Source organism: Mucilaginibacter pocheonensis, assembly GCF_031456535.1.
GTDB lineage: Bacteria > Bacteroidota > Bacteroidia > Sphingobacteriales > Sphingobacteriaceae > Mucilaginibacter > Mucilaginibacter pocheonensis.
Window position 1 is genome coordinate 1,169,015 of sequence record NZ_JAVDUU010000003.1, and the last position, 20,903, is coordinate 1,189,917.

Annotated in this window: 11 protein-coding genes; 3 read left to right on the forward strand and 8 right to left on the reverse strand. The window is 41.7% G+C overall.

Annotation, left to right across the window (positions count from 1 at the left end):
- The 3 genes from J2W55_RS18145 to J2W55_RS18155 all read right to left on the reverse strand — a co-directional run bounded on the left by J2W55_RS18145 (window position 1) and on the right by J2W55_RS18155 (window position 5,288).
- Window positions 1–1,974 carry an alpha/beta hydrolase-fold protein gene (locus J2W55_RS18145; protein WP_310098844.1) on the reverse strand — a complete coding sequence of 658 codons (1,974 nt, stop codon included), beginning with the start codon at window positions 1,972–1,974 and terminating at the stop codon, window positions 1–3.
- A gap of 19 nt (window positions 1,975–1,993) precedes the next feature.
- Window positions 1,994–3,268, reverse strand: coding sequence for a family 8 glycosyl hydrolase (locus J2W55_RS18150; RefSeq protein ID WP_310098847.1), 1,275 nt, complete (start codon window positions 3,266–3,268; stop codon window positions 1,994–1,996).
- A 61-nt stretch (window positions 3,269–3,329) separates the two neighbouring features.
- Window positions 3,330–5,288, reverse strand: coding sequence for a family 43 glycosylhydrolase (locus J2W55_RS18155; protein ID WP_310098850.1), 1,959 nt, complete (start codon window positions 5,286–5,288; stop codon window positions 3,330–3,332).
- 642 nt (window positions 5,289–5,930) lie between these two features.
- Between J2W55_RS18155 and J2W55_RS18160 the strand changes: the two genes are divergently transcribed.
- Window positions 5,931–10,103, forward strand: a complete 4,173-nt coding sequence (locus tag J2W55_RS18160) for a hybrid sensor histidine kinase/response regulator transcription factor (RefSeq protein WP_310098853.1) — start codon at window positions 5,931–5,933, stop codon at window positions 10,101–10,103.
- A gap of 132 nt (window positions 10,104–10,235) precedes the next feature.
- Here J2W55_RS18160 and J2W55_RS18165 read toward each other — a convergent pair whose 3' ends face one another.
- From J2W55_RS18165 to J2W55_RS18185, 5 genes are all read right to left on the reverse strand, one after another.
- The gene (locus J2W55_RS18165; RefSeq protein WP_310098855.1) at window positions 10,236–11,516 is read right to left on the reverse strand and encodes a family 43 glycosylhydrolase; all 1,281 of its coding nucleotides are present in this window, start codon (window positions 11,514–11,516) and stop codon (window positions 10,236–10,238) included.
- A 63-nt stretch (window positions 11,517–11,579) separates the two neighbouring features.
- Window positions 11,580–13,157, reverse strand: a complete 1,578-nt coding sequence (locus J2W55_RS18170) for a glycoside hydrolase family 43 protein (RefSeq protein ID WP_310098857.1) — start codon at window positions 13,155–13,157, stop codon at window positions 11,580–11,582.
- Window positions 13,158–13,334: 177 nt separating this feature from the next.
- Window positions 13,335–14,459, reverse strand: coding sequence for an alpha/beta hydrolase-fold protein (locus tag J2W55_RS18175; RefSeq protein WP_310098858.1), 1,125 nt, complete (start codon window positions 14,457–14,459; stop codon window positions 13,335–13,337).
- Between the two features lie 79 nt (window positions 14,460–14,538).
- The gene (locus J2W55_RS18180; RefSeq protein WP_310098861.1) at window positions 14,539–15,990 is read right to left on the reverse strand and encodes a family 43 glycosylhydrolase; all 1,452 of its coding nucleotides are present in this window, start codon (window positions 15,988–15,990) and stop codon (window positions 14,539–14,541) included.
- Between the two features lie 49 nt (window positions 15,991–16,039).
- On the reverse strand, window positions 16,040–16,771 hold the full coding sequence (locus J2W55_RS18185; RefSeq protein WP_310098864.1) for a hypothetical protein: 732 nt from the start codon (window positions 16,769–16,771) through the stop codon (window positions 16,040–16,042).
- A 594-nt stretch (window positions 16,772–17,365) separates the two neighbouring features.
- Here J2W55_RS18185 and J2W55_RS18190 point away from each other — a divergent pair.
- Both J2W55_RS18190 and J2W55_RS18195 read left to right on the forward strand, forming a co-directional pair.
- The gene (locus J2W55_RS18190; RefSeq protein WP_310098867.1) at window positions 17,366–18,184 is read left to right on the forward strand and encodes an alpha/beta fold hydrolase; all 819 of its coding nucleotides are present in this window, start codon (window positions 17,366–17,368) and stop codon (window positions 18,182–18,184) included.
- 215 nt (window positions 18,185–18,399) lie between these two features.
- Entirely contained in the window at window positions 18,400–20,868 is a 2,469-nt protein-coding gene (locus J2W55_RS18195) for a histidine kinase dimerization/phosphoacceptor domain -containing protein (RefSeq protein ID WP_310098870.1), read from the forward strand.
- The last annotated feature ends 35 nt before the right edge of the window (window positions 20,869–20,903 follow it).

Below are 20,903 nucleotides of genomic sequence, written 5' to 3' on the forward strand. Positions count from 1 at the left end.
TCATTTTTTGAAAATAAGACTTGCAAACTGATTTAAGGAGCGCCTCCATGATTGCCATTCGTGTGCAGTGCCCGGGGATTCATAAAACACCTGTTTAATGCCTGCTTTTTCAAGCGCCTCATGAAATCCTTTTACGGTGATTTGCATTCTTTCCGGTTCTGTAGTTCCGACACTTAAATAAAGCACCTTAACTTTTTTGTTAAATGCATTTGCATCGGCAAATACGCCGTTGTACATTTTGGTTACATCGGTTCCTGGCTGCATGAAGGCAGCGCCGCTAAAACCTCCCACATAGGCAAACTTATCAAGGTTGGTCATGGTAGTCTGAAAGGTTTGAAACCCTCCCATTGAAAGCCCAGCCATAGCACGGTGATCGCGATCAGTAAGCGTTCTGAATTTTGCATCAACCATCGGGATAATTTCCTTTACAAGCACATCCGGAAAAACATTGCCCGCCATACTCATTCCCCGGGGTGCGCTGGTTACCGGCTGTGTTGGATCTGTAGCGTATCCCCTATCCATAACAACTATCATAGGCGTTGCCTGTTTGGCGGCAATCAGGTTGTCCAATATAAAATTCATTTTCCCTTGAGTAGGCCAACCGGTTTCGTCTTCGCCCGAACCATGCTGTAAGTAAAGTACCGGATATCTTTTATCGGTTTGTATATCATAACCGGGCGGCGTGTATACGTTTGCCCGCCTCCATGCCTTTGTTATGTTTGAGTAGTAATTTACTGAACGTACCTCGCCATGAGGCACATCCTTAATAGCATAAAAATCGCCATCCGGATCAGGAATATCAATACCGCTTGCCATCCGCCCCATGCCGTAAAAAGTTTGACTGGCGGGGTCGACAACGGATACGCCGTCAATTATCAAAGAGTAGTAATGGAACCCCAATACAATTGGATCAGTAGTTACCGTCCAATATCCACCGGTGTCTTTAGTCATTGGGTATTTTTTCAATAAATCAATCTGAACACTCTTGGCCTCCGGTGCTTTTACGCGAAAAAAAACTGTGTTATCCGGAAATATTTGAGGGTACTTTACGCCCGGAATATTAGTGGGCGCCGGTATGCCCACTTCATTATAAGAATATTGAGGGAATGTTGAAACATTTACTGGCTTAAAAATCAGTTGTGAAAACATATATAAGCCGTTTTTCCAAACCTTAAAGTTATGAACACCCGGCTCTATATAATAAATATGCGGCACGTTTTTTTCTGTCAGATAGTCATGAGTCCGTTTGCTGAATGCAATTAACCCGTCACTTGATCCACATGATATCCAAAGTAATTTTAGCTTACTTTTTACCGCATCAGGGTTGGGAACCAACTCTTCGGGCTTTTTGGTATTAGGCGCTGCAGAAAAACTACCGACCCATGAAAATACGTTAAGGTTTCCCAAGCCGAAATTTAATGATTGTCCACCACCCATTGACAGGCCGGCTACTGCCCTATGGTCCTTATCGGTATAAACACGGTATTTAGTATCAATAAAAGGTATCAGATCGTTCAACAAATCTTTTTCAAAAACGGCAAAACCTTGCACCTTGTCAGGCGCCATAATATTTCCAGTAGCGCGGTCGTCCTTAATAGCCCTGCCGTTCGGCAACACTACTATCATGGGTACAATTTTACCATGTGCGTAAAGGTTATCTAATATAACCTGGGGGCTGCCACCGTTATACCATTCTTTTTCATCACCACCAATACCATGCAAAAGATACAACACGGGATATTTTTTGCTCTTAGAATATCCGGGAGGCGTATAAATAAGCGCGCGGCGGGTGTTGCCTACGGTTTTTGATTGATAAGTGATGGTATCAATTTTGCCGTGCGGAATATCGGCACGAAACACATCAAAACCCACTCGTGCCTGGCTAACTATGTCTTGTGAATAAACCTGCAGGTTAAACAAAAGAACGGCACACGCCGCAAAAAAAAATTGCTTAAAATATTTTAATCTGTTCATATTGTTTATAGATAAATTATCAATTGGTTTGTGGTTGTATAAGCTGGTATTTGCCGCTCAGATGCATCAGGCTGAATAAATATAACAAGCCGTCATAATACGGATCGAAATATCCATCTACATAGGGCTCAAGCTTGGCGTTCCAAAGGGGTCGCACAAAATCGAATTTCGTGTTGTCCGTAATCATGAGCGAAGCAGCAGCAGAGGTGGCCACCAATCCTAATGAATGCCGTAATTTCCTAACTCCTCCTGCTGGCAGAATGAAGGCAGGCCTGGAGCCATCTGTATTAAACTGATCCTCAAAATCATTTATTCCCTTTGATCGTAAAAAGTTTTGAAGACGTTTGGCATAATTTTGCTGCCACTTTTTGTCCTTACCAAACCACACATAATCCATTGTAATATTCATTGGCACGCGCCAGGAGTCAAAACGGAACGCAGACGGAAATCGGCTCCCTCCGAGTGCCTTACCATTAAAATCGGTATTGTCAGGGTTAAGTGATGTAACGGGGTCGCAGGCCCGGTGTAAAAACACTCTGGCAGTATCTGCACAGTCCCGGTAAAATTGTTCATGGCCGTCTTTTGCATAAAGTGCCCACACCTCGTAAAACGCAGGTAAATCATAAGATGGATCTGTCCATCCATACCCGGCGCCTTCAGGCACAAATGAAATTTGCTTCGCCGCAATGTTTATTAAAGGATGAACATTCCCGGTACCATCTTTTTTCCACATGGCATCCAGTATTATTCTGGCCTCGTCATAATAATTAATGCCTGTATTATTTCCCCACCGGTTAGCGGCAAAAAGAAGGTCTGTGATATAGTATAATTCTCCGTCGGATGCCGAACCTTCCGAATTATGCTTCATTGTTTGAGGATTAATGCTCCAGGCAAAATATCCTTTGCTTGGCCCGTCCTGGTGTTGAAGATATTTTTTTGACCAACGCCATATGCGGTCAAAAACATCTTTTTTATTAAGCTGCACCGCGACCATCATACCATACGAAAGACCCTCTGTTCTGGCATCGTGGTTTTTCACATCAGACACATATGCCATTGAATCGCCCACCTCAAAATAAACTTTGTTGGGACCTTCAAACACATCATGATAAGCCTTAGCGACTTTAATGTTTATATCATCTTTGCTATATCCGGCTTCATGAAAAAGATCAGGATAAATACTAGAAGCAAAAGCCCCCTTACCTGACACTTTTTTTAAAGCTTTCTGACTTTGACCATGGGCCAAAGCAGGCAGCAAAGCAACCATTACGCACAACAACACTAATTTTTTCATATTTATGTAGTTATAAAGATTTGTTTACTATTTTTCTCATTGGTTAATAACTAAAGCAACTTTACTTGCCGGAAAACCTTATGCTTTTAATAAAAATGGCTTGTGGAACGCCAGCAGGATACCGCACAAAAACATCATGTTGTCCGGTAACATTTTTAAGTCGCTGGCTGAATGTTTTATAAATACCGGTGCCTGTAGCGCTTAGCGGTATTGTGGCTATCAATTTACCGTTTCGAAGATCATCAAGCCAAATTTGAAGTTTACCCTTGAGTTTTGAGGAAGCAACTACCTGTACCGAAGATGGCGAATGTCCGGTTTCCACACCAGATATCATAAACCATCCGCCATGCAAGGATGTATTGGTTACCGCTTTAACCTTATCTTTATTTACGGTTGCTATTCCATAGTAATTATTATAGCCTGCTGCAGGCAATAAGGAGGAGCCATCCTTACAAATAAAACTATCAAAGTCTGCCGGCTTGCCCTCAGCAAATAAACCCACGCTTGTGCCCACCCATGAATTAAAATTTGGTTGGGCAGCATCAAGTTTAACCGCATTAATTGGTCTGCCTAAAGAAACCCAGGCTTTCCCATCGCCGCTATAATATCCGGTTAGCTCGTGGCCGTTTCTTTCCAGTTTCAACCAAACAATGTTTCCAAAGTTGTTTGGCGCGCTCCGAGTGGCGGTATCCATCGTAAAAACAATTTTCCTCCCATTATTATAACCGCTATAAAGCCTCACCACCACCGCCTGGTTTCCGTTAGTAAGATAAATACCCGCCTTAACGCTGTCATTGATTGCACGCAGGTCAACCTTTGTCACAGCAGAATAATAGTGGTCTGTTTCCTTTTGAACAAGGTGCGTGCGGCCAGAATCGGGCGTAAGCCTTATCCACCCCCTGCGGCCGGTAAGCGAATACGAAGCCGAAGCTTTTTTAGTGAGGAAATGCCAATTCAGGCTTAACTCACTGCTGTTAAAGTAATCTGTTTTTACACTTGTCCATAAAATACCCGACTGTGGCAGGTTCGGTTTCCGGATTGGTGAAGCAGTTGGCGCCATGCCCCACGGCCTGTCGCTCTCCCATGTTACAGGATAAAGAGCTGTTTGACGTCCGGCGCCTGACCAATCATCGCCGTCGTATTTCTCATAACTTTGTCCGATAGTCCACCAGGTGCCATCGGCTAATTGAACGGGAGCCGAAATATGGTTGGGGCGCCGGAAACCTGTCTTATTATCGGTAATCGGCTTAAAAAAATCACCTAGCCTTTCCCATTTGGTCGAATCGCCGGTCAATTCTCTTCCTCTTAAAACATATTGTCCGCCGGTAACATCACCGGCCGGCAGGTAATAATAATAACCATTCCGTTTACACATTACCGGGCCTTCTGCCCAGCTATATTGTAGTTTTGCATTTACCCAGTCGAGATTAATCACATGATCAGTCAATTGCCCATCTTTACCCAAGGCTTGTAAACGATTAACTTTTTGACCGTTTTTTATTACCATGTAGGGCTTTCCGTCGTCATCCACAAAAATTGAGTTGTCATAACCAAGGTTACCTGTTTCAGGGTTGGTTTTTACCTGTACGGGGGCAGACCACGGCCCCTTGGGAGAACTTGCCTTACAAAACCACTGCTCTCCGGCCGAGAAATATATCCAGTAAGAGCCGTAAAAATAGGTTATAGCACCCTGCCATGCACCAGCTGAGGGCCGGTCACTAACCCAGGCCGCTCTTGATGATGGCAGCACCCTGCTTATCACTTTCCAATGAACGAGATCTTTTGAGTGATAAATGGGCAAATAGGGGTTAAAATGAAAGGAAGACCCGCAGTGATAAAAATCATCTCCCACTTTAAGTAAGGTGGGGTCCGGGTGGTCACCAGGTAACACCGGGTTTACATAGGTGTTAACTGCCTGATAAAACCAGGTGGAATCTTGTATATTTTCCTGGCCGCTTACAAACGATACGGAAAGTGTGAATATGGTTAAAAGGCCCGCGATCCGGATGAACTGGTTCATGATATAAATATTAGCTTTCAGAAACTTTTCTTATTTGTTTAAATTTTTCCCGATGTTATTCGATAAATACCTCGCGCGGAAGCCGAACAGGTTGTAATTCTTTTTTTGCCTTCCACAGCTTTATATCTCAACAATTTACGCGTTAAATTTTGACCAAAAGTATTTTGAAAATAGAACTTGACGTGCCACAAATGTTGAATAAATTAACACTTTAGTTGAAATCAGAAGTTTTTGAAACAACAGATGTCCGGATTAGGCAAACAATGTTATATGTCGTAAATCAACTTTAATTTAAGCTATCCTTTTCCAATACCATAAGCAATCCTTATATCATCGGCTTGTATCAATTATAATAAACGTTGCCCTCTCCCATTCCGATAATAATTAATCTTGTTATCTGAGAAAACTATCACTTTTTCTATCAGATATGTATCGGTCCTTAGAAATGCAGTCTGACAGATAACTTTAATATTTTATTACGCAATCGATTGCTTTTTATTAATTTATAGCTTAGATTTACGTTGTGCTATTTTAATAATGTTTGAATTCGCACCATTATAAACCTCTTGTTTTCGAAAATATATTTATCAGTGCACTCATCTGCCAATAAAGCGGGATGTCTGTACAATTTTTAAAAAAGTAATGGCATTTGACATGTTAAATCTTCGATTATCACTTAAGCGAACTACGGTTACCCGGTTCTTTTTAATTATCTTAACGGCATCACTCAGTACCTCTATACAATGTAGCGGGCAGGCCATACGGTTTACTGTAATGACCTCTCACGATGGTTTGCTCTCGAATACAATTAATGCGATCATAAAGGATCGTTACGGATTTTTATGGTTTGCAACTGCCGATGGCCTGGACAGATTTGATGGTATGGAACACAAGCCATATCGCTTTGATCCGGCAGACAAATCAGGTTATCGCTCTAAAGAAGTATCGAGCATGTATGAGGATGAAGCAGGGCGGTTTTGGGTAGCTACAATGGGTGGCGGGTTATATTATCTCGACCGTTCTCACGATCAGTTTCGCCCCTACCTGGAGAGCTCCGCAAACGGACGTTTGGCAAACAGCTATATAAAGTCAATCTATGGTGATAATCATGGCCGTCTTTGGATTGGTATGATAGGAGGCCTGTGCGTACTTGATCCTAAAACAAAAAAAGAAATATTTTACAAAGCCGACGAAAACAAGCCCGGACAGCTCAATTCGGGTATCATATTATCCATCTTCAGGGACAGCCAGGGGCGAATGTGGGTTGGTACTGATAAAGGACTCTATCTTTATAAGGAAGAATCAAACAGCTTCACTGCTTTTAGGCATGACAACAATGATCCATCAAGTATCCCAAATGACGGAATCAATACCATAGCCGAATGCCAACACAGGTTATGGATAGGAACTAATGATGGACTAAGCTGTTTGTCAGCGGATTTAAAAACTTTTAAAACTTTTAAATACAGGCCCAGTGATGATAGTACGATAAGCGGCAACCTTATTTATAGTATAGCCGCAAACGGTAATAAAATTTGGGTAGGCTCCGAAGGCGGTTTGAATATTTTAGATCCGGTATCCGGAAAGGTAAAACGCTACAATCATGACGACCGGGATAAATTCAGTGTGAGCAGCAAATCTATTCGCTGTATTTATAATGATCCACAGGGAATTTATTGGCTTGGCACTTACCAGGGCGGTGTGGATAAGTATGACAGAAACCTTACCCTGTTTAATTCAAAGCAAAATAACGCGTATGACCCCGCCGGATTAAGTGCGCCTTTCGTTTCATCGTTCGCCGAGAATAAGGACGGTGATCTGTTTGTTGGTACAGATGGCGGAGGCTTGAACCTTTTTCACATCAGGAGCGGTTTGTTCAGTCATATTTCTATAAAATCTAAAACAAAAAGTAATTCTGCCGGTCTTCCGATATTAAGTATGATGCTTGACCGCAGGCAACAACTTTGGATCGGCACTTTTCAGCATGGCCTGTTCATTTACAATACAAAAACTGGAGAGTATCAACAGTTAAATGCGGGAACAGATGATGCACATATAAACCACAACGAAATTTTTTGCTTGAAGGAAAGCAGCAAAGGTAAGATATGGATAGGTACCAATGGTGGCGGGGTTAATGTGTTTGATCCCGATAAAAAAACTTTTTTTAAATACGTATCAACCCCAACCTCTGCCGGCGAAAAGCAGTTACCTGTTAATGGTTTTATCAGAGCGCTTGAAGAAGACAATGAGGGGAATATTTGGATAGGTACCTATGGCAGTGGAATAGCGGTGTTAAATCCTACAACTCAAAAGTTCCGGGTGTACAATAATAAGAATACCGGAATGGCGATAGATCGCACATTTTCGCTGTTACAGGATCATAAGGGCAATATGTGGATTGGCACTGCCGGGGATGGATTATATCGCTTTAATATCAACCAAAAAAAATTGGTTAATTATTCCGCGCCAGACGAACTGCCAGATGGAGTAGTGCACAAACTGCTGGAGGACTATAGGGGTAATATATGGTTAAGTACTGATAAAGGAATATGTATGCTTAATGTTGCATCTAAAAAGTTCACACATTATTCAGCCTACAATGGCCTGCAAAACGATGCGTTTATCGATGGCTCTGGTCTGCAGTCAAGTAAAGGCCTGCTTTTCTTTGGCGGAGCCAAGGGCTTTAATTATATTGACCCACAGCAGGAGGTAAAAAGCAACAGCAACGCTCCTCCGGTATTTTTAACCACTCTCAAAGTAAATAATAACCTTATATTGTCTGGCAGCCACTCGCCACTTAAACAAGATATTTCGGTAGCTAAGCAGATTGACCTGAATTATAAGGACAACTTTTCAATAAGTTATTCAACAATTAATTTTACGCTTCCCCAACAGAACAGATATGCCTACATTCTTAAATCGTTCAATAAAAGCTGGAATTATGTAGGTTCGGCTGCAACAGCGTATTATACCAATTTAGACCCTGGAGAATACGTGTTTGTAGTGCGGGCTTGCAATAACGATGGAATATGGAACAACTCAGGTGCACAAATCCGCATCGTGATTCATCCTCCGATATGGATGACCTGGTACGCCTATTTGCTATATGCCACCGTGGCTGTTGGCACGCTCCTGATCATCCGTCGCCGGGGCATAAAAAAACTAAAAAGCAAACTTGCCCTTGAACAGGAAAGAAAGGAAGCGGAACGACTACGTGAACTTGATTTACTTAAAATCAAATTCCTTACCAACCTGAGCCATGAGTTCCGCACGCCAATCTCACTGATCATGGCGCCTGCAGATAAGTTATTAGCAGAACATAAGGACGAGCAAACCACAGGCCAATTGGCGGTGATACGACGAAATGCGCGGCGGCTGTTGAATTTGGTAAACCAACTTTTAGATTTTCGCAAATTAGAGGAACAAGAATTAAAGCTTAACCTAACTGAAGGCGAAATAATGACGTTCATAAGCGACGTTGTAGATTCTTTCCATGACTTGTCAGAATCGAGAAGTATCACTTTTGATTATAAGGCACCTCAGGAAAAATTATTCGTACGTTTTGATCACGACAAAGTGGAGCGTATTTTATTTAACCTGCTCTCCAATGCTTTCAAATTTACATTACCCGGAGGTAATGTTTCTGTAAATATTACTAAACATCCCACATCCAACATAGATAAAACGGTATTGGAATTTAAAATAAGTGACACCGGTATTGGTATCGACCCCGAGAGAAAACATTTAATATTTAAACGGTTTTATCAGGTGGGGGATCCTAATATAGCAAAGATAAATCCGGGAAGCGGAATCGGTCTTTCAATTACTAAAGAGTTTGTTGAAATGCACGGCGGTAACATTACTGTTGAAAGTAAATTAGGAAAAGGCTCAGATTTCAGCGTGTTAATTCCTTTTGAGGTTTTTGCTGATCATTCAATAGAAACTCAGCTGCCGGTTAAAACAGATGTCAAAGAAAAAGATCTTCACATAAAAAGAAATATTGCACAGGCAATTACAGACATGCCTGTACTGCTTATTGTAGAAGATAACGATGAGTTTCGCTATTATATTAAAGATAGTTTAATGACTCAATATAAAATTGTTGAGGCTTCAAATGGTATCGAAGGTTGGGATAAGGCCTTATCATGCCATCCTGATTTGATCATTAGCGATATAACTATGCCATTTATGAATGGCATTACACTCAGTAGGAAAATAAAAGCCGATAAACGTACCAGCCACATTCCATTGATAATGCTTACCGCCTGTACACGCGAAGACGAGCAACTGAGAGGACTTGAATCAGGAGCAAATGATTATTTGACCAAACCCTTTAATTTTGAAATTTTAAATGTCAAGATCAAAAATCTTTTACAACTCAACACCATGCTTAAAAACACCTATAAAAAGCAATTAAAAGTTATTCATCCAGACATGGAGGTGGCGTCGAGTGGAGAGAAATTTTTGAAAAAGGTGATCAATTACATAGACAACAACTTAAACAATCCAAAATTTTCTGTTGTAGATCTCAGCGAACATTTGGCAATGAGCCGGGGAGCACTTTACACAAAAATATTTGAGCTTACCGGCCTTCCCCCTGTTGAATTTATCCGTTCATATAAACTCGATCGGGCCGCAATATTACTTCTGAAGAGTGATATGACCGTTACACAAATAGCCTATGAGGCAGGTTTTGCTACACCGCATTATTTTTCACGATCGTTTAGAGAGAAGTTTAATATGCTTCCGTCCGATTATAGAAAGGTGGAGAATAACAACGTGGCGGATAGAAAAGAGGCTCTTATGTCAATGTAACGACGCCTTTCTATGCCAGGCAGATCCGCGCACCTTTACATTGAGCAAACAAAGCATAAGGGAAGCAAGGAAAAGTTTGTTGATAATTTTTTGTGCCATTCAATTTTCTTATGCGCTTATGGGATTATAAGGCTATTCGAAACTTATCCAGTCAACTTCTACCTGGCCGCTGCCTTTTAGTTGTATTATAAGGTTACTGACACCGCGGGGCATGGATAAAACTGCTTTTTTTACCACATTCCAGTTATTCCCTTTTGGTATAACAAGGTTTGCTATGATCTTATCTGGTTTATCTTCAGTACTCACAGATAAAGTCCCTCCGGTTGTTGAACAGGCGTTTATATTAATGTGCCCCGTAGTTTTTTTGCCAAAAAACACACTATTATATTTCACCCACGAGTTGGTTTTACTGAAAATAATCTTCCAACCCTTGAATTTGTTTACTGTGTCAAGAAACCCCACCTCTACCCCATCTGCGCTTTTAGCGCTAAATCTATCGATCTGTATTTTTTTTGATGAGCCGGTTACACCAACGCCACGTAATGTGGGAACAACCTTTCGGATAGTGCCATCTTCATTAAAAAACAAACTATCGGCCCTTACAGCCCGGTTTTTATCAAAGCTTGGCGATAGGTCGTCATTATGATAAAACAAGTACCATTGGTTTTTAAATTCGATAATCGATTGGTGGTTTGTCCAGCAGCCAGATGCTGATTCGTCCATAAGCACGCCGCTGTATTTAAAAGGCCCCAAAGGGCTATCTGACATGGCATATTCAAGCCGTTCTATTTTATTGGCCACATGCGGATAGGTCATATAGTAAATACCCTTCCGTTCAAATAAGTAAGGCCCTTCCTTTAAGCCCTTGTCAGGAAAGCCTTCAAGTTTTACAGGTTCTGATGCAAGTTCAAGCATATTTGCTTTAAGCTTAGCGCCGTATAGGTTTCCCTGCCCCCAATAAATATAGGCTTGTCCGTCTTTATCTATTTGCACATTCGGATCTATGCCATGAATCCCGGCTATGGGCAAGGGCTGCGGAACAAAGGGGCCGTAAGGTTTGTCGGCTATTGCAACACCAACTGAAAACCCTTTGGGATTGCCAGGCTTTGCTGTGGTTGGAAAATAAAAATAATATTTTCCGGCCCGCTCAATACAATCAGGTGCCCACATGCTATACGCTGCCGAATCGGCCCAGGGCACCTTATTTTGACTTACTATTACGCCGTGATCGGTCCAATCAGTTAGATTGGATGATGAAAATACATGATAATCCTGCATACAAAACCAGCCAGGTTTGCCATGCCCGGGCGTAGCCTGGATATCGTGTGAAGGATAAAGATATACCTTACCGTCAAAAACACGGGCTGAGGGATCGGCCGTGAACTGGTTTTGTATGAGTGGGTTTTGTGCCATCAAACAATTGAACCATAAGATAGATATAATTAGCGCTGCGCATTTCTTAAAATCCTTCATTATTTACAATTTTGGGGTTGAAATTTTATCGCCTAACCGGAAATAATCGAAGTCGGCATATCCTCCTATAACTTTTGTGGCGTAGTTAAAAAGACCAAACCTGTAACCCATAAAGTGTGGAATGGTATAAGCCATTTGAAGCGCAGTGCCAATTGGTATCCAATTATTTCCATCGGTGCTGTAATAAAAATATGCTTTGTCAGTCCGATCTTTAAAATCACACGCTGCTTTTAAATACACCAGGTTTTGAGTTAAGGGAATACTTGCCGACTCTGTTGACGAAGCACCCTGTGCATTTACCATAACGATAAATTTATTTCCGTTTATCACCTTTACGCCTACCCATCCAAACTTTTTCTGTAACAATGCAAGGCCGGCGTGGTCGCCATCTTTAAGTCCGGATACATCAACAGCCGTTATAGCTAAACATTCCGGGCCAAACGTGCGTTGTGTGAGTATATTTCTCGCGGCAACCAAAGTGGTATCAAGCCTTCCTGTAGTTAGCCTGAGATATCCTTTATGCTGCCGTACAGACCATAACTGATTAACAGGATTATGGTTCCATTGCCAAACCAGTGGCAAATCGCGCTCTCCGCGCTTACGGTTAAATTCATCGGGGGAGATTATACCTGGCATTAATGATTTATTTGCCGGTAACGCTACGGTGTCGGAAGCATGATGATTTATGCCCAATACAGGCCAGCCATCCTCCCAATTCACAGGAACCATGTAAGGCACCCGGCCTACTGAGCCAAAATCGCGGAAAAGATATGCAAACCACTGGCCGTTTGGTGTATTTACTAAACCACCCTGAGCAACGCCCTTATCCTGTAATGCCAGGCGCCCTTCGTAAGGCCCGGTAATATGATCTGCGCGGTGAATAAGAACACTTCGCATTCCGCCGCGTGGCCATGAAATATTGAATAGGTAATATTTCCCCTTAATTTTAAACATCTGAGAGCCCTCTGCCGGCAATCCTAAATTTGGCCCGGCAGCCAGGCTCGCATTCTCTATCAACACTTGTGGCTTTGTGTCAGGTTTTAGTCCCGAAAAATCATCCTTTAATTGAGCTAACATAATGCGCCCGCTCCCATAAATCATATAAACTTTACCATCATCATCAAAAAACAAGGAATGATCATGCAGACTTGGTTTAAAGGATATAGCCTTCCAGGGGCCTTTTTCAATATTATGAGTGGTATAAATATAGGTCTTGCCAGTATTGCCCGCAAAGGTAGATACGTAGTAAATGCCATTATGATATCGCAGGCTGCTTGCCCACGAACCTCGTCCATAACTGCTCTTTCCATTATTCAGGTTCAGGTCATCGGTATCATCCAATACATCATACGCATAGTTAACAAGTTTCCAATTGACTAAATCCGTAGATTTCATTATCGGTACCCCAGGACTCATATGCATGGTAGTACTGCTCATGTAATATGTGTTACCTACCCTGATTATTGACATATCAGGCACATCTGCATAAATAATAGGATTATGGGCCGTTTGTGCAAAAGATACGGAGGCAGCCAAAAAAAACATTAATCCACAAAAAAGATTATTAAAAACTTTACTCATAGGTTTATTAGTCATATTATTAAGGGGTTGCGGTTAAAGCACCATTTGTACCGGCGGTAGTTGAGATTTGCTGATGTTATACACATTTTATGCTTTTCACTATATTATAAACCGATGAGTTAATTGCTTTACTCCCAATTAGGCGCACTTAACTAATAGATCAACAAACAGGGCCGCTCAATCTTTAAACAGCAGTGGTGCAAGTTCTTTGAGGCTGCGGCGCCAGGTTAGAAACTCATGAGCAGTATTCTCTGAAATAAAAGACACAGCATTGTGGCCTGCTTCTTTTAATGCAGTGGCAGCTTTATTTACACCATCTGGATTTTCTTTACTGCCGCAACTCAAAAAAATAAGCTTAGCCTTAGGTTTATCTTTTAACTCAGCAAGTGTATAAATTCCCCCGCTTAAAAGACCGTAGTAAGCAAATTCATCGGGCTTGGCAAGTGTTATTAAATGCGTTTCCATACCGCCCATTGATAAGCCTGCCATCGCGCGGTGCGCCCTATCTGCGACCGTACGGAAGTTGGCATCTACATAAGGCACCAATTCATCTGTTAATACAGTTTCAAAAGCATCTATCTTGAAATTCCTCAAGCCGCCCGCTCCTATTTTAACATCGTTGGTCATGCCATAGGTCATCACAATAATAAAAGGTTTTATTTTGCCTTCAGCAATTAAATTGTCCATGATCAGATTGGCATGCCCCTGATTGCTCCAGGCAGTCTCGTCTTCGCCCCAACCGTGCTGTAAATACAGTACCGGGTATTTCTTCGATCTTTCCTTATCATAGCCCGGAGGTGTATAAACGAATGCCCTGCGCTGAGTATTTGTACTTTTTGAAGGAAAAAGTATTTGCTGTACATTACCGTGTGGTACATCTTTTAAGGCATAAAAGTCCTGGTCATGAGCCGGTATTTCTATACCGCTTTCCCAACGGGTAGAGCCATAATAATTCAATGTGCCCGGGTCATTAAATATGCCTCCGTCAACTATCAAATGGTAGTAGTGAAAACCCTCGTCCATTGGCCCTTCCGTTGTGCCCGAAAAGTAGCCGTCAGTGCCTTTTATAAGTTTAGTACCCCCACGCCCACCCAGGCCCAAAGTAACCCGTATACTATCGACATTAGGTGCTTTTATACGAAAACGTGCATAACCTTGCGAATTAACCTGGGGATATTGCTGCCCGGGCTGATTAAGGCTGGAAGCTTGAAAATCTTCTTTGACCTCTACAGATGTTTGAGCCTTACAAAGGCTACCAGTCAGCGAAGTTGCTAACACAACAACTAAACATTTAAAATTCATATCTTCATAATTTAAGTTTCAAGATGGTTGAGTTTTTAAGATTGTATTTATTGCACCAAGTGCATTTTACTCAAATAAGTTAGTGGGACCTAAAATTCCACTTGGAATTATCACTATTCATATCAAACCTGGCGAGTGTGGGTGTGCTGTCGCCAGAAGACACTAAAGCCAGCTGCTCCTTCGAGTTCGGAACCTCCTTTGGCATAATCCTGTAAGTTCCATCAGTTAACTGATCGATTCGCCATAATTGTTCCGGCGTACCGGTAAACGATGGAACTGTTATCAGTTCAGCTTCTGCCGTTGCTGCTAATGCACGGTCTGTTCCGGCAATTACTATTTTATAATATGGCCCACCCAAATATCCTCCAGCGCCGGGAACTTGTGAAATTGCCCATTTTTGATGAGGACGAAACATATAATCACTTATCCGTACGCCAATATTTCCGCCTGGCCAGCTTTTAATTACATCTGCTAATTCTTGAGACGGCACCGGTTTTACCGGTTCATCATTATTTCTATTAAATCGCATTCCACCCGGCATTCTTATAAAATCAACGCCTAATTCTAAGGCATATCCTCTTCGTTCAGACTCGATCTCGTAGGTCCCGTCTTTAAAATTATCACCAGCAACGGGCCATCCATTTTTCCATAATAAGGGGCGGATACCTAATACGCTGCGGCCACTTTGATCCAAATCAGCCTCGTAATGACAAGACATCTTTTCAACACCATCGGCAACTACCGTACGTCCAAAATGTCCTGGCCCAATCAACCTGTCGCCAGCTGCAACTACCATTTTACCACCACCTTTTAACATATCTCTTCCCATATTATCAAGGTATGGACCCGTTACCTTTTTTGAGCGGCCAACAACAATATTATAGGTTGAGTTTGGGCCGTCACAACAAGTGCCGTGTGTTCCAAGCAAATAGTACCATCCATCCCTATATAACATATCTGTGGCTTCACAATCGATAGCTATGTTTAATGCTTTATTACCTTTCACACGCTTACCTGTTTTGGGATCAAGTTCCACGAGGCGTATATAACCAAAATAGGTGCCATAGGATAACCATAATCTGCCATCGGTTGGGTCCAGAAGAAGCCCCGGATCTATCGCATCATTATCTTCTATACCATCGGATGAGGCAACTTTGACAGCCTCTGAATACTTAAAGTCCGGCGATTTTGGATCAAGCGATTTATTCCACATGGTAAGTATTGTTCCATTATGCCCCCCCGCCAGGCCGCCGCCTGTCGCGCCATAAACAATCAGGTAGCGGTCTCCAATTTTTAATACATCAGGAGCGGCCCCGCCACCGGGTCGTACTCCGCCCCCATTCCATGTCCAGCCATCGTCGGATATTAACCCGCCTCCAAATGTTCCAAATGTGTAATACTTCCCATCACATTCTGCGATAGTTGAGGGATCATGTATAAATGGCTTACCAATTTGCGCTATCGCATTTCCGGATAACCACAATAAAAACAGGGCTATAGTGCTTATTACCTTTAATATTAATAATTTCATAATAACTTATTGCTATACAAATTCGACGTTAAATGGGATGATCAACTGATTATTGCAGGGTGATGGTGAGACCTTTTATCGGATCTCCTTTTTCGTCAAGCAGACGAACACAAAAGTCACTAAGACCAGGCCCGTTGATTACTGCTCCCCGTATTATATTTTTCCCCTTGTTGAGTGTCAGCCGGGTCGATACACAATCATCCATCACCATGCGTCTATCGCCGTCAAGAATCACTGCTTCTTTTCCGTTTAGCCACCACATTGATCCTCCGTTTGACCCTACAGCCAGTCTTACATTTTTTATTTCCCGCGGACTGTTAACTATCGTTACCGCCCAAAATAAAACTGCATAGGTCTGTTTCTTTAATCCATAGGCAAAACGAAATAATTTGACGTTAAAATTCGGACTTTCCAATGCATGCCATAACAATTCCTGTTCCCCAACTTTTACTTTTTCCCCATCCTTCGGAATAACCGTAAACTGATTTGGAAAATAACTGGTTTCAAATTGTGTCTTCAGATAGTTATCTGTAAAAACGAGATTGCTCCGTATTGATTTGTTAATAGGTTCCATAAGCAACCACCGCTGAATAAACCCCTCAGAATTCGGAGTCTTTTTTGATGCGGTTGCGGGGATAAAGAATGGTGTGAGGCTTCGCGCAGTATCATTTTCGGTTATAGGATCAATTTTGCCCGAGGCTGCAGACTGTCCTTGTGACCTTAATCCGGCCAAAATTACAAAGCCAACGGCCAGTAATAACGCACTGCATTTAATATTCATAGTAGATATTTTAACTTAAATCAATTTTGATAAATAATAAACTGTCGAAAATGCAAGCGAAGTTTCGGCCGTTTGATTGATTGTATGGAAATTGTTTAAGCCAAAACTATACCTTCAGAAAAGGACTTTATCACACTATTGAGCAATAAAAGTCAACTTTTGTTTATAAGGCTGGATGAAGGACAGATTTATATGGGTAACAAAGATCAAATCACCGGGTTTGAGGTTAATTCGGGGCGGATAAAGCACTTGCTGTTTAAAAAACAACCTGGATTAAGACTAGAAGAATTTTCAAAAGAGTAAGCAGGGCGTAAATCAACGCTTTTGCTTCCTTTTTAACTGATAAAGTTGTTCAAAAAGTTATTCGTGCCTTATTTGAACATTCTAAATAAGATTTTTTCTTTGTGGCACATCTGCTCGCACAAAAGAACAGCCCCAGTCTGGCAGCGTAAATTAACGAAATACCGCCATTAACGAAACATTAACAACACATCTAAAAACCTGACATACAACACAATAGTCACATGGCATACAAATCGCAAGTCTAAGGTCAATCATCACACTTATTAATCATACTTATAACTTGTAAAAAACATGAAAATCACAGTAAAAGACGGAACTGAAATTTATTACAAAGACTGGGGCACCGGCCAACCAATAGTATTTCATCATGGCTGGCCTTTATCAAGCGATGACTGGGATGCCCAAATGATGTTCTTTTTAGAAAAGGGCTATAGGGTTATTGCACATGATCGCAGGGGTCATGGCAGATCAACTCAAACGGCAACCGGCCATGACATGGAAACCTATGTTGATGATGCAGCAGAACTTTACGAGTTCCTGGGCCTTAAAGACGCTATACATGTTGGTCACTCAACAGGCGGTGGCGAGGTTATTCGCTACGTTGCAAAATACGGTAAAGGGCTTGTGGCCAAAGCCGTGTTAATTAGTGCGGTTACACCGCTTATGGTGCAAACTGAAAACAATCCAGATGGTATTCCCATGTCTATATTTGATGAAATACGCCAGGGCACCGCATTTAACCGGGCACAGTATTTCCAGGACTTTACCCTGCCTTTTTACGGATTTAACCGTGAGGGTGCAAAAGTGTCACAAGGGATAAGAGATAACTGGTGGCGCCAGGGCATGATGGGCGGCGTTAGGGCGCATCATGATGGCATCAAAGCTTTTTCGGAAACGGATTTTACTGAGGATCTGAAAAGTGTAGATATTCCGGTTTTGGTGTTACATGGCGAAGATGATCAGATTGTGCCTTTTCCAATCTCCGGCGCAAAGGCGGTTAAACTCCTTAAAAATGGAAAACTGATTTCTTATCCGGGGTTTCCGCATGGCATGCCAGCTACAGAAGCTGCGACAATTAATGACGATATTTTAGCTTTTATAAAATCGTAATATACAATCAATCTGATAAATAAGGGTATTCTTGAAAAAGGTACCCTTTTTTATTGCCTGTAACCGGCGGTACGCAGTGAATGCCCTTTGGCAGGTTTTTAATATCTTTACATTTTGAAACAGCCTTCCTTTGGTAGCATAATATCGGGATTCAATTAAGCGATGGCTTTCTACCTGGTTCACCCCCAAAGTGTATTTAATTTTAGTGTTCATAGATGCAATCAAGGAATTATACTTTAAAGTTTGGATTTACCTTCTTATTATTCATACAGGGAATGGTTACCCTGGCACAAGTCGATCTTAAAAACTCTTTGTCTGATCTGAATGCGAAATATGTTAAAGCATCGGAAGACAGGGATAAAATAAGGCTCGCATTAACCATAAGTAATTTTTATTTGAGCAATAAGGCCGCTGTTAGGGCTAACCTCGATTCATCATTCAGCTACGCCACAGTTGCGGAAAACCTGAGCCGTGCAATACAATTTAACCACGGAATTGAAGATGCACAGGTGCTTAAAGTAAGCCTCTTACTTGCTCAGAACAAACTTGTTGAAGCTCGCGAAGAGGCCGCCAAGGCTACCGGCACTTTATTTTGTCGCCTGCATATTATTATAGGGAAGTTTTTCCTTGAGAAAGGAGGCGAAGAAAAAGCTGATCTGGACATTGCAGATAGAAATTTAACGAGCGCACAAAGATATGCAGATGCCCACCACATGCCTGTACTCTCGCTGCTGGCCCTCACCTACCGGTACCCGCTCCAGATAGAGCAGTACATGGACCGTCAGGCTTACGAGAAAACGTTTGCTCAAATCATCAGCGCCTGTAAACAATATAATCAAAAAAATATCGAAGCCCGAATTTGGTACACCAAAGCAGCTAATGAAGACGCCGATAGCATTGCGCTATCCTATTATAAGAAAGCTGTTGGCATAGCCTACGCTGCAAAGGATACAGGATTGGCAATCAAGGAGTTGAAAGTGATAGCTGATTTTAATTTCAGGCAAGGCAAATTAGATACGGCAGAAAGGCAGCTTAAAAATGTATTGAAACTATATACAGCGGCTGGCTATAAAAATCTGCAGTATACCTATGACCTTTTATCTGCAGTTTACATGGCTAAGGTGAATTTTGAGGCAGCTATGCGCAGCAGCCTGAATGCTGTAAAATATGCCGGTACGACGGGTACTGATTACCAACTTAATTTCATCCAATTCAGGTTAGCTAACATTTGTCGGGATATGGGCTTAAAAAAAGAGAGTATCAAATGGAGCCAAAAATGCCTCGATAATACTATAATATTAGAAAAACGCTTCCCCTATCTCGTTTTCAGGGAGCTGGCTACAGATATGATCGCCGAAGGCAAAGCAGATTTAGTATTAAAAAAGGTGGCATATGCTGTAAAAAAATATCCTGACGAAAAACAAAATAAGGTTTTTGTGCCGATGATCAAGGGCGATTGCTACGCAGCTATGAACAAACCTGCAATTGCAGAAAAATATTACCTGGAAGCAATAGCGATGTTTGAAGAATTAAAACGGATAGATTCGTATTACAATCTATGCTGCAAAAGCCTCGCTGAATTCTATGTAAAGCAAAAACTTTATAATAAAGCGGCACCTTATGTGCAAAAAATATTCAAAAACCCCAACCCGATTTTTTCAATGGCAAATTTAGCCGCTGCTCATCAGCTTCAGTTTAAGATTGATTCGGCAAAGGGGAATTATCTGGCTGCCATCAGAAATTTTGAAACTGCAAAATCCATAACAGATTCCATATTCAACAAGGTAAGGTTAAAACAGTCTGAACAGCTACAAATTCAGTTTGAAACCGCTCAGCGTGATCATGAAAACCTTGTGCTGCGTAACAATAACAGCTTACAGCGCAGCGAACTGGAAAAAGCAGGGCTTAACCGCAAACTGATAGTGACCGCGCTGCTGGGCTCCCTGTTGGTCACAGGACTTATGGTCTATTTGTATCGCGAAAAGCAGAAGAACAATACCGTTCTGAAACTTAGGCAGGATGAGATCAATGAACAAAACAATCAGCTTAATGTATTATTGACCGAAAAAGAATGGCTGATGAAGGAAATGCACCACCGGGTTAAAAATAACCTGCAGATCATTTCAAGTTTATTAAATACCCAATCGTCCTATCTGGATAATGAACAGGCACTCTCAGCAATAAGGGACAGCCAGAACCGGATGCAGGCAATATCAATTATACATCAAAAACTTTATAAATCGGATGATTTATCGACCATTAATCTTCAAAAATATATAATGGAACTTGCCGAAAGTATCCAGGATTCTTTTCATTCCAAACACAATATAACGTTCAATTTTAACCTGCCGGGGATCCGCCTGATCACTGCTGATACTGTACCGTTAGGCTTGATTTTAAATGAAGCGATCACCAACTGTGTCAAATATGCATTTAATGAGGGCGAGCAAGGCATTATTACTATCTCGATGTCCGAAACCAGTGAAGGACAATGTCAGCTAACTGTGCGTGATAATGGCAAAGGCCTGCCTGACGGCTTTGATGTCGCTTCCTGTACCTCTTTGGGGATAAATTTAATGATTGGATTAACAGAACAGCTAAATGGGAAATTCAATATCGATTCAAATCAGGGTACTGTTGTCAGCGTAATCTTCCATCCATCGTCAGCAGAAATGAGGCTATAATCAACCTCATCCCAACAATATCTTTTTATGTTGCG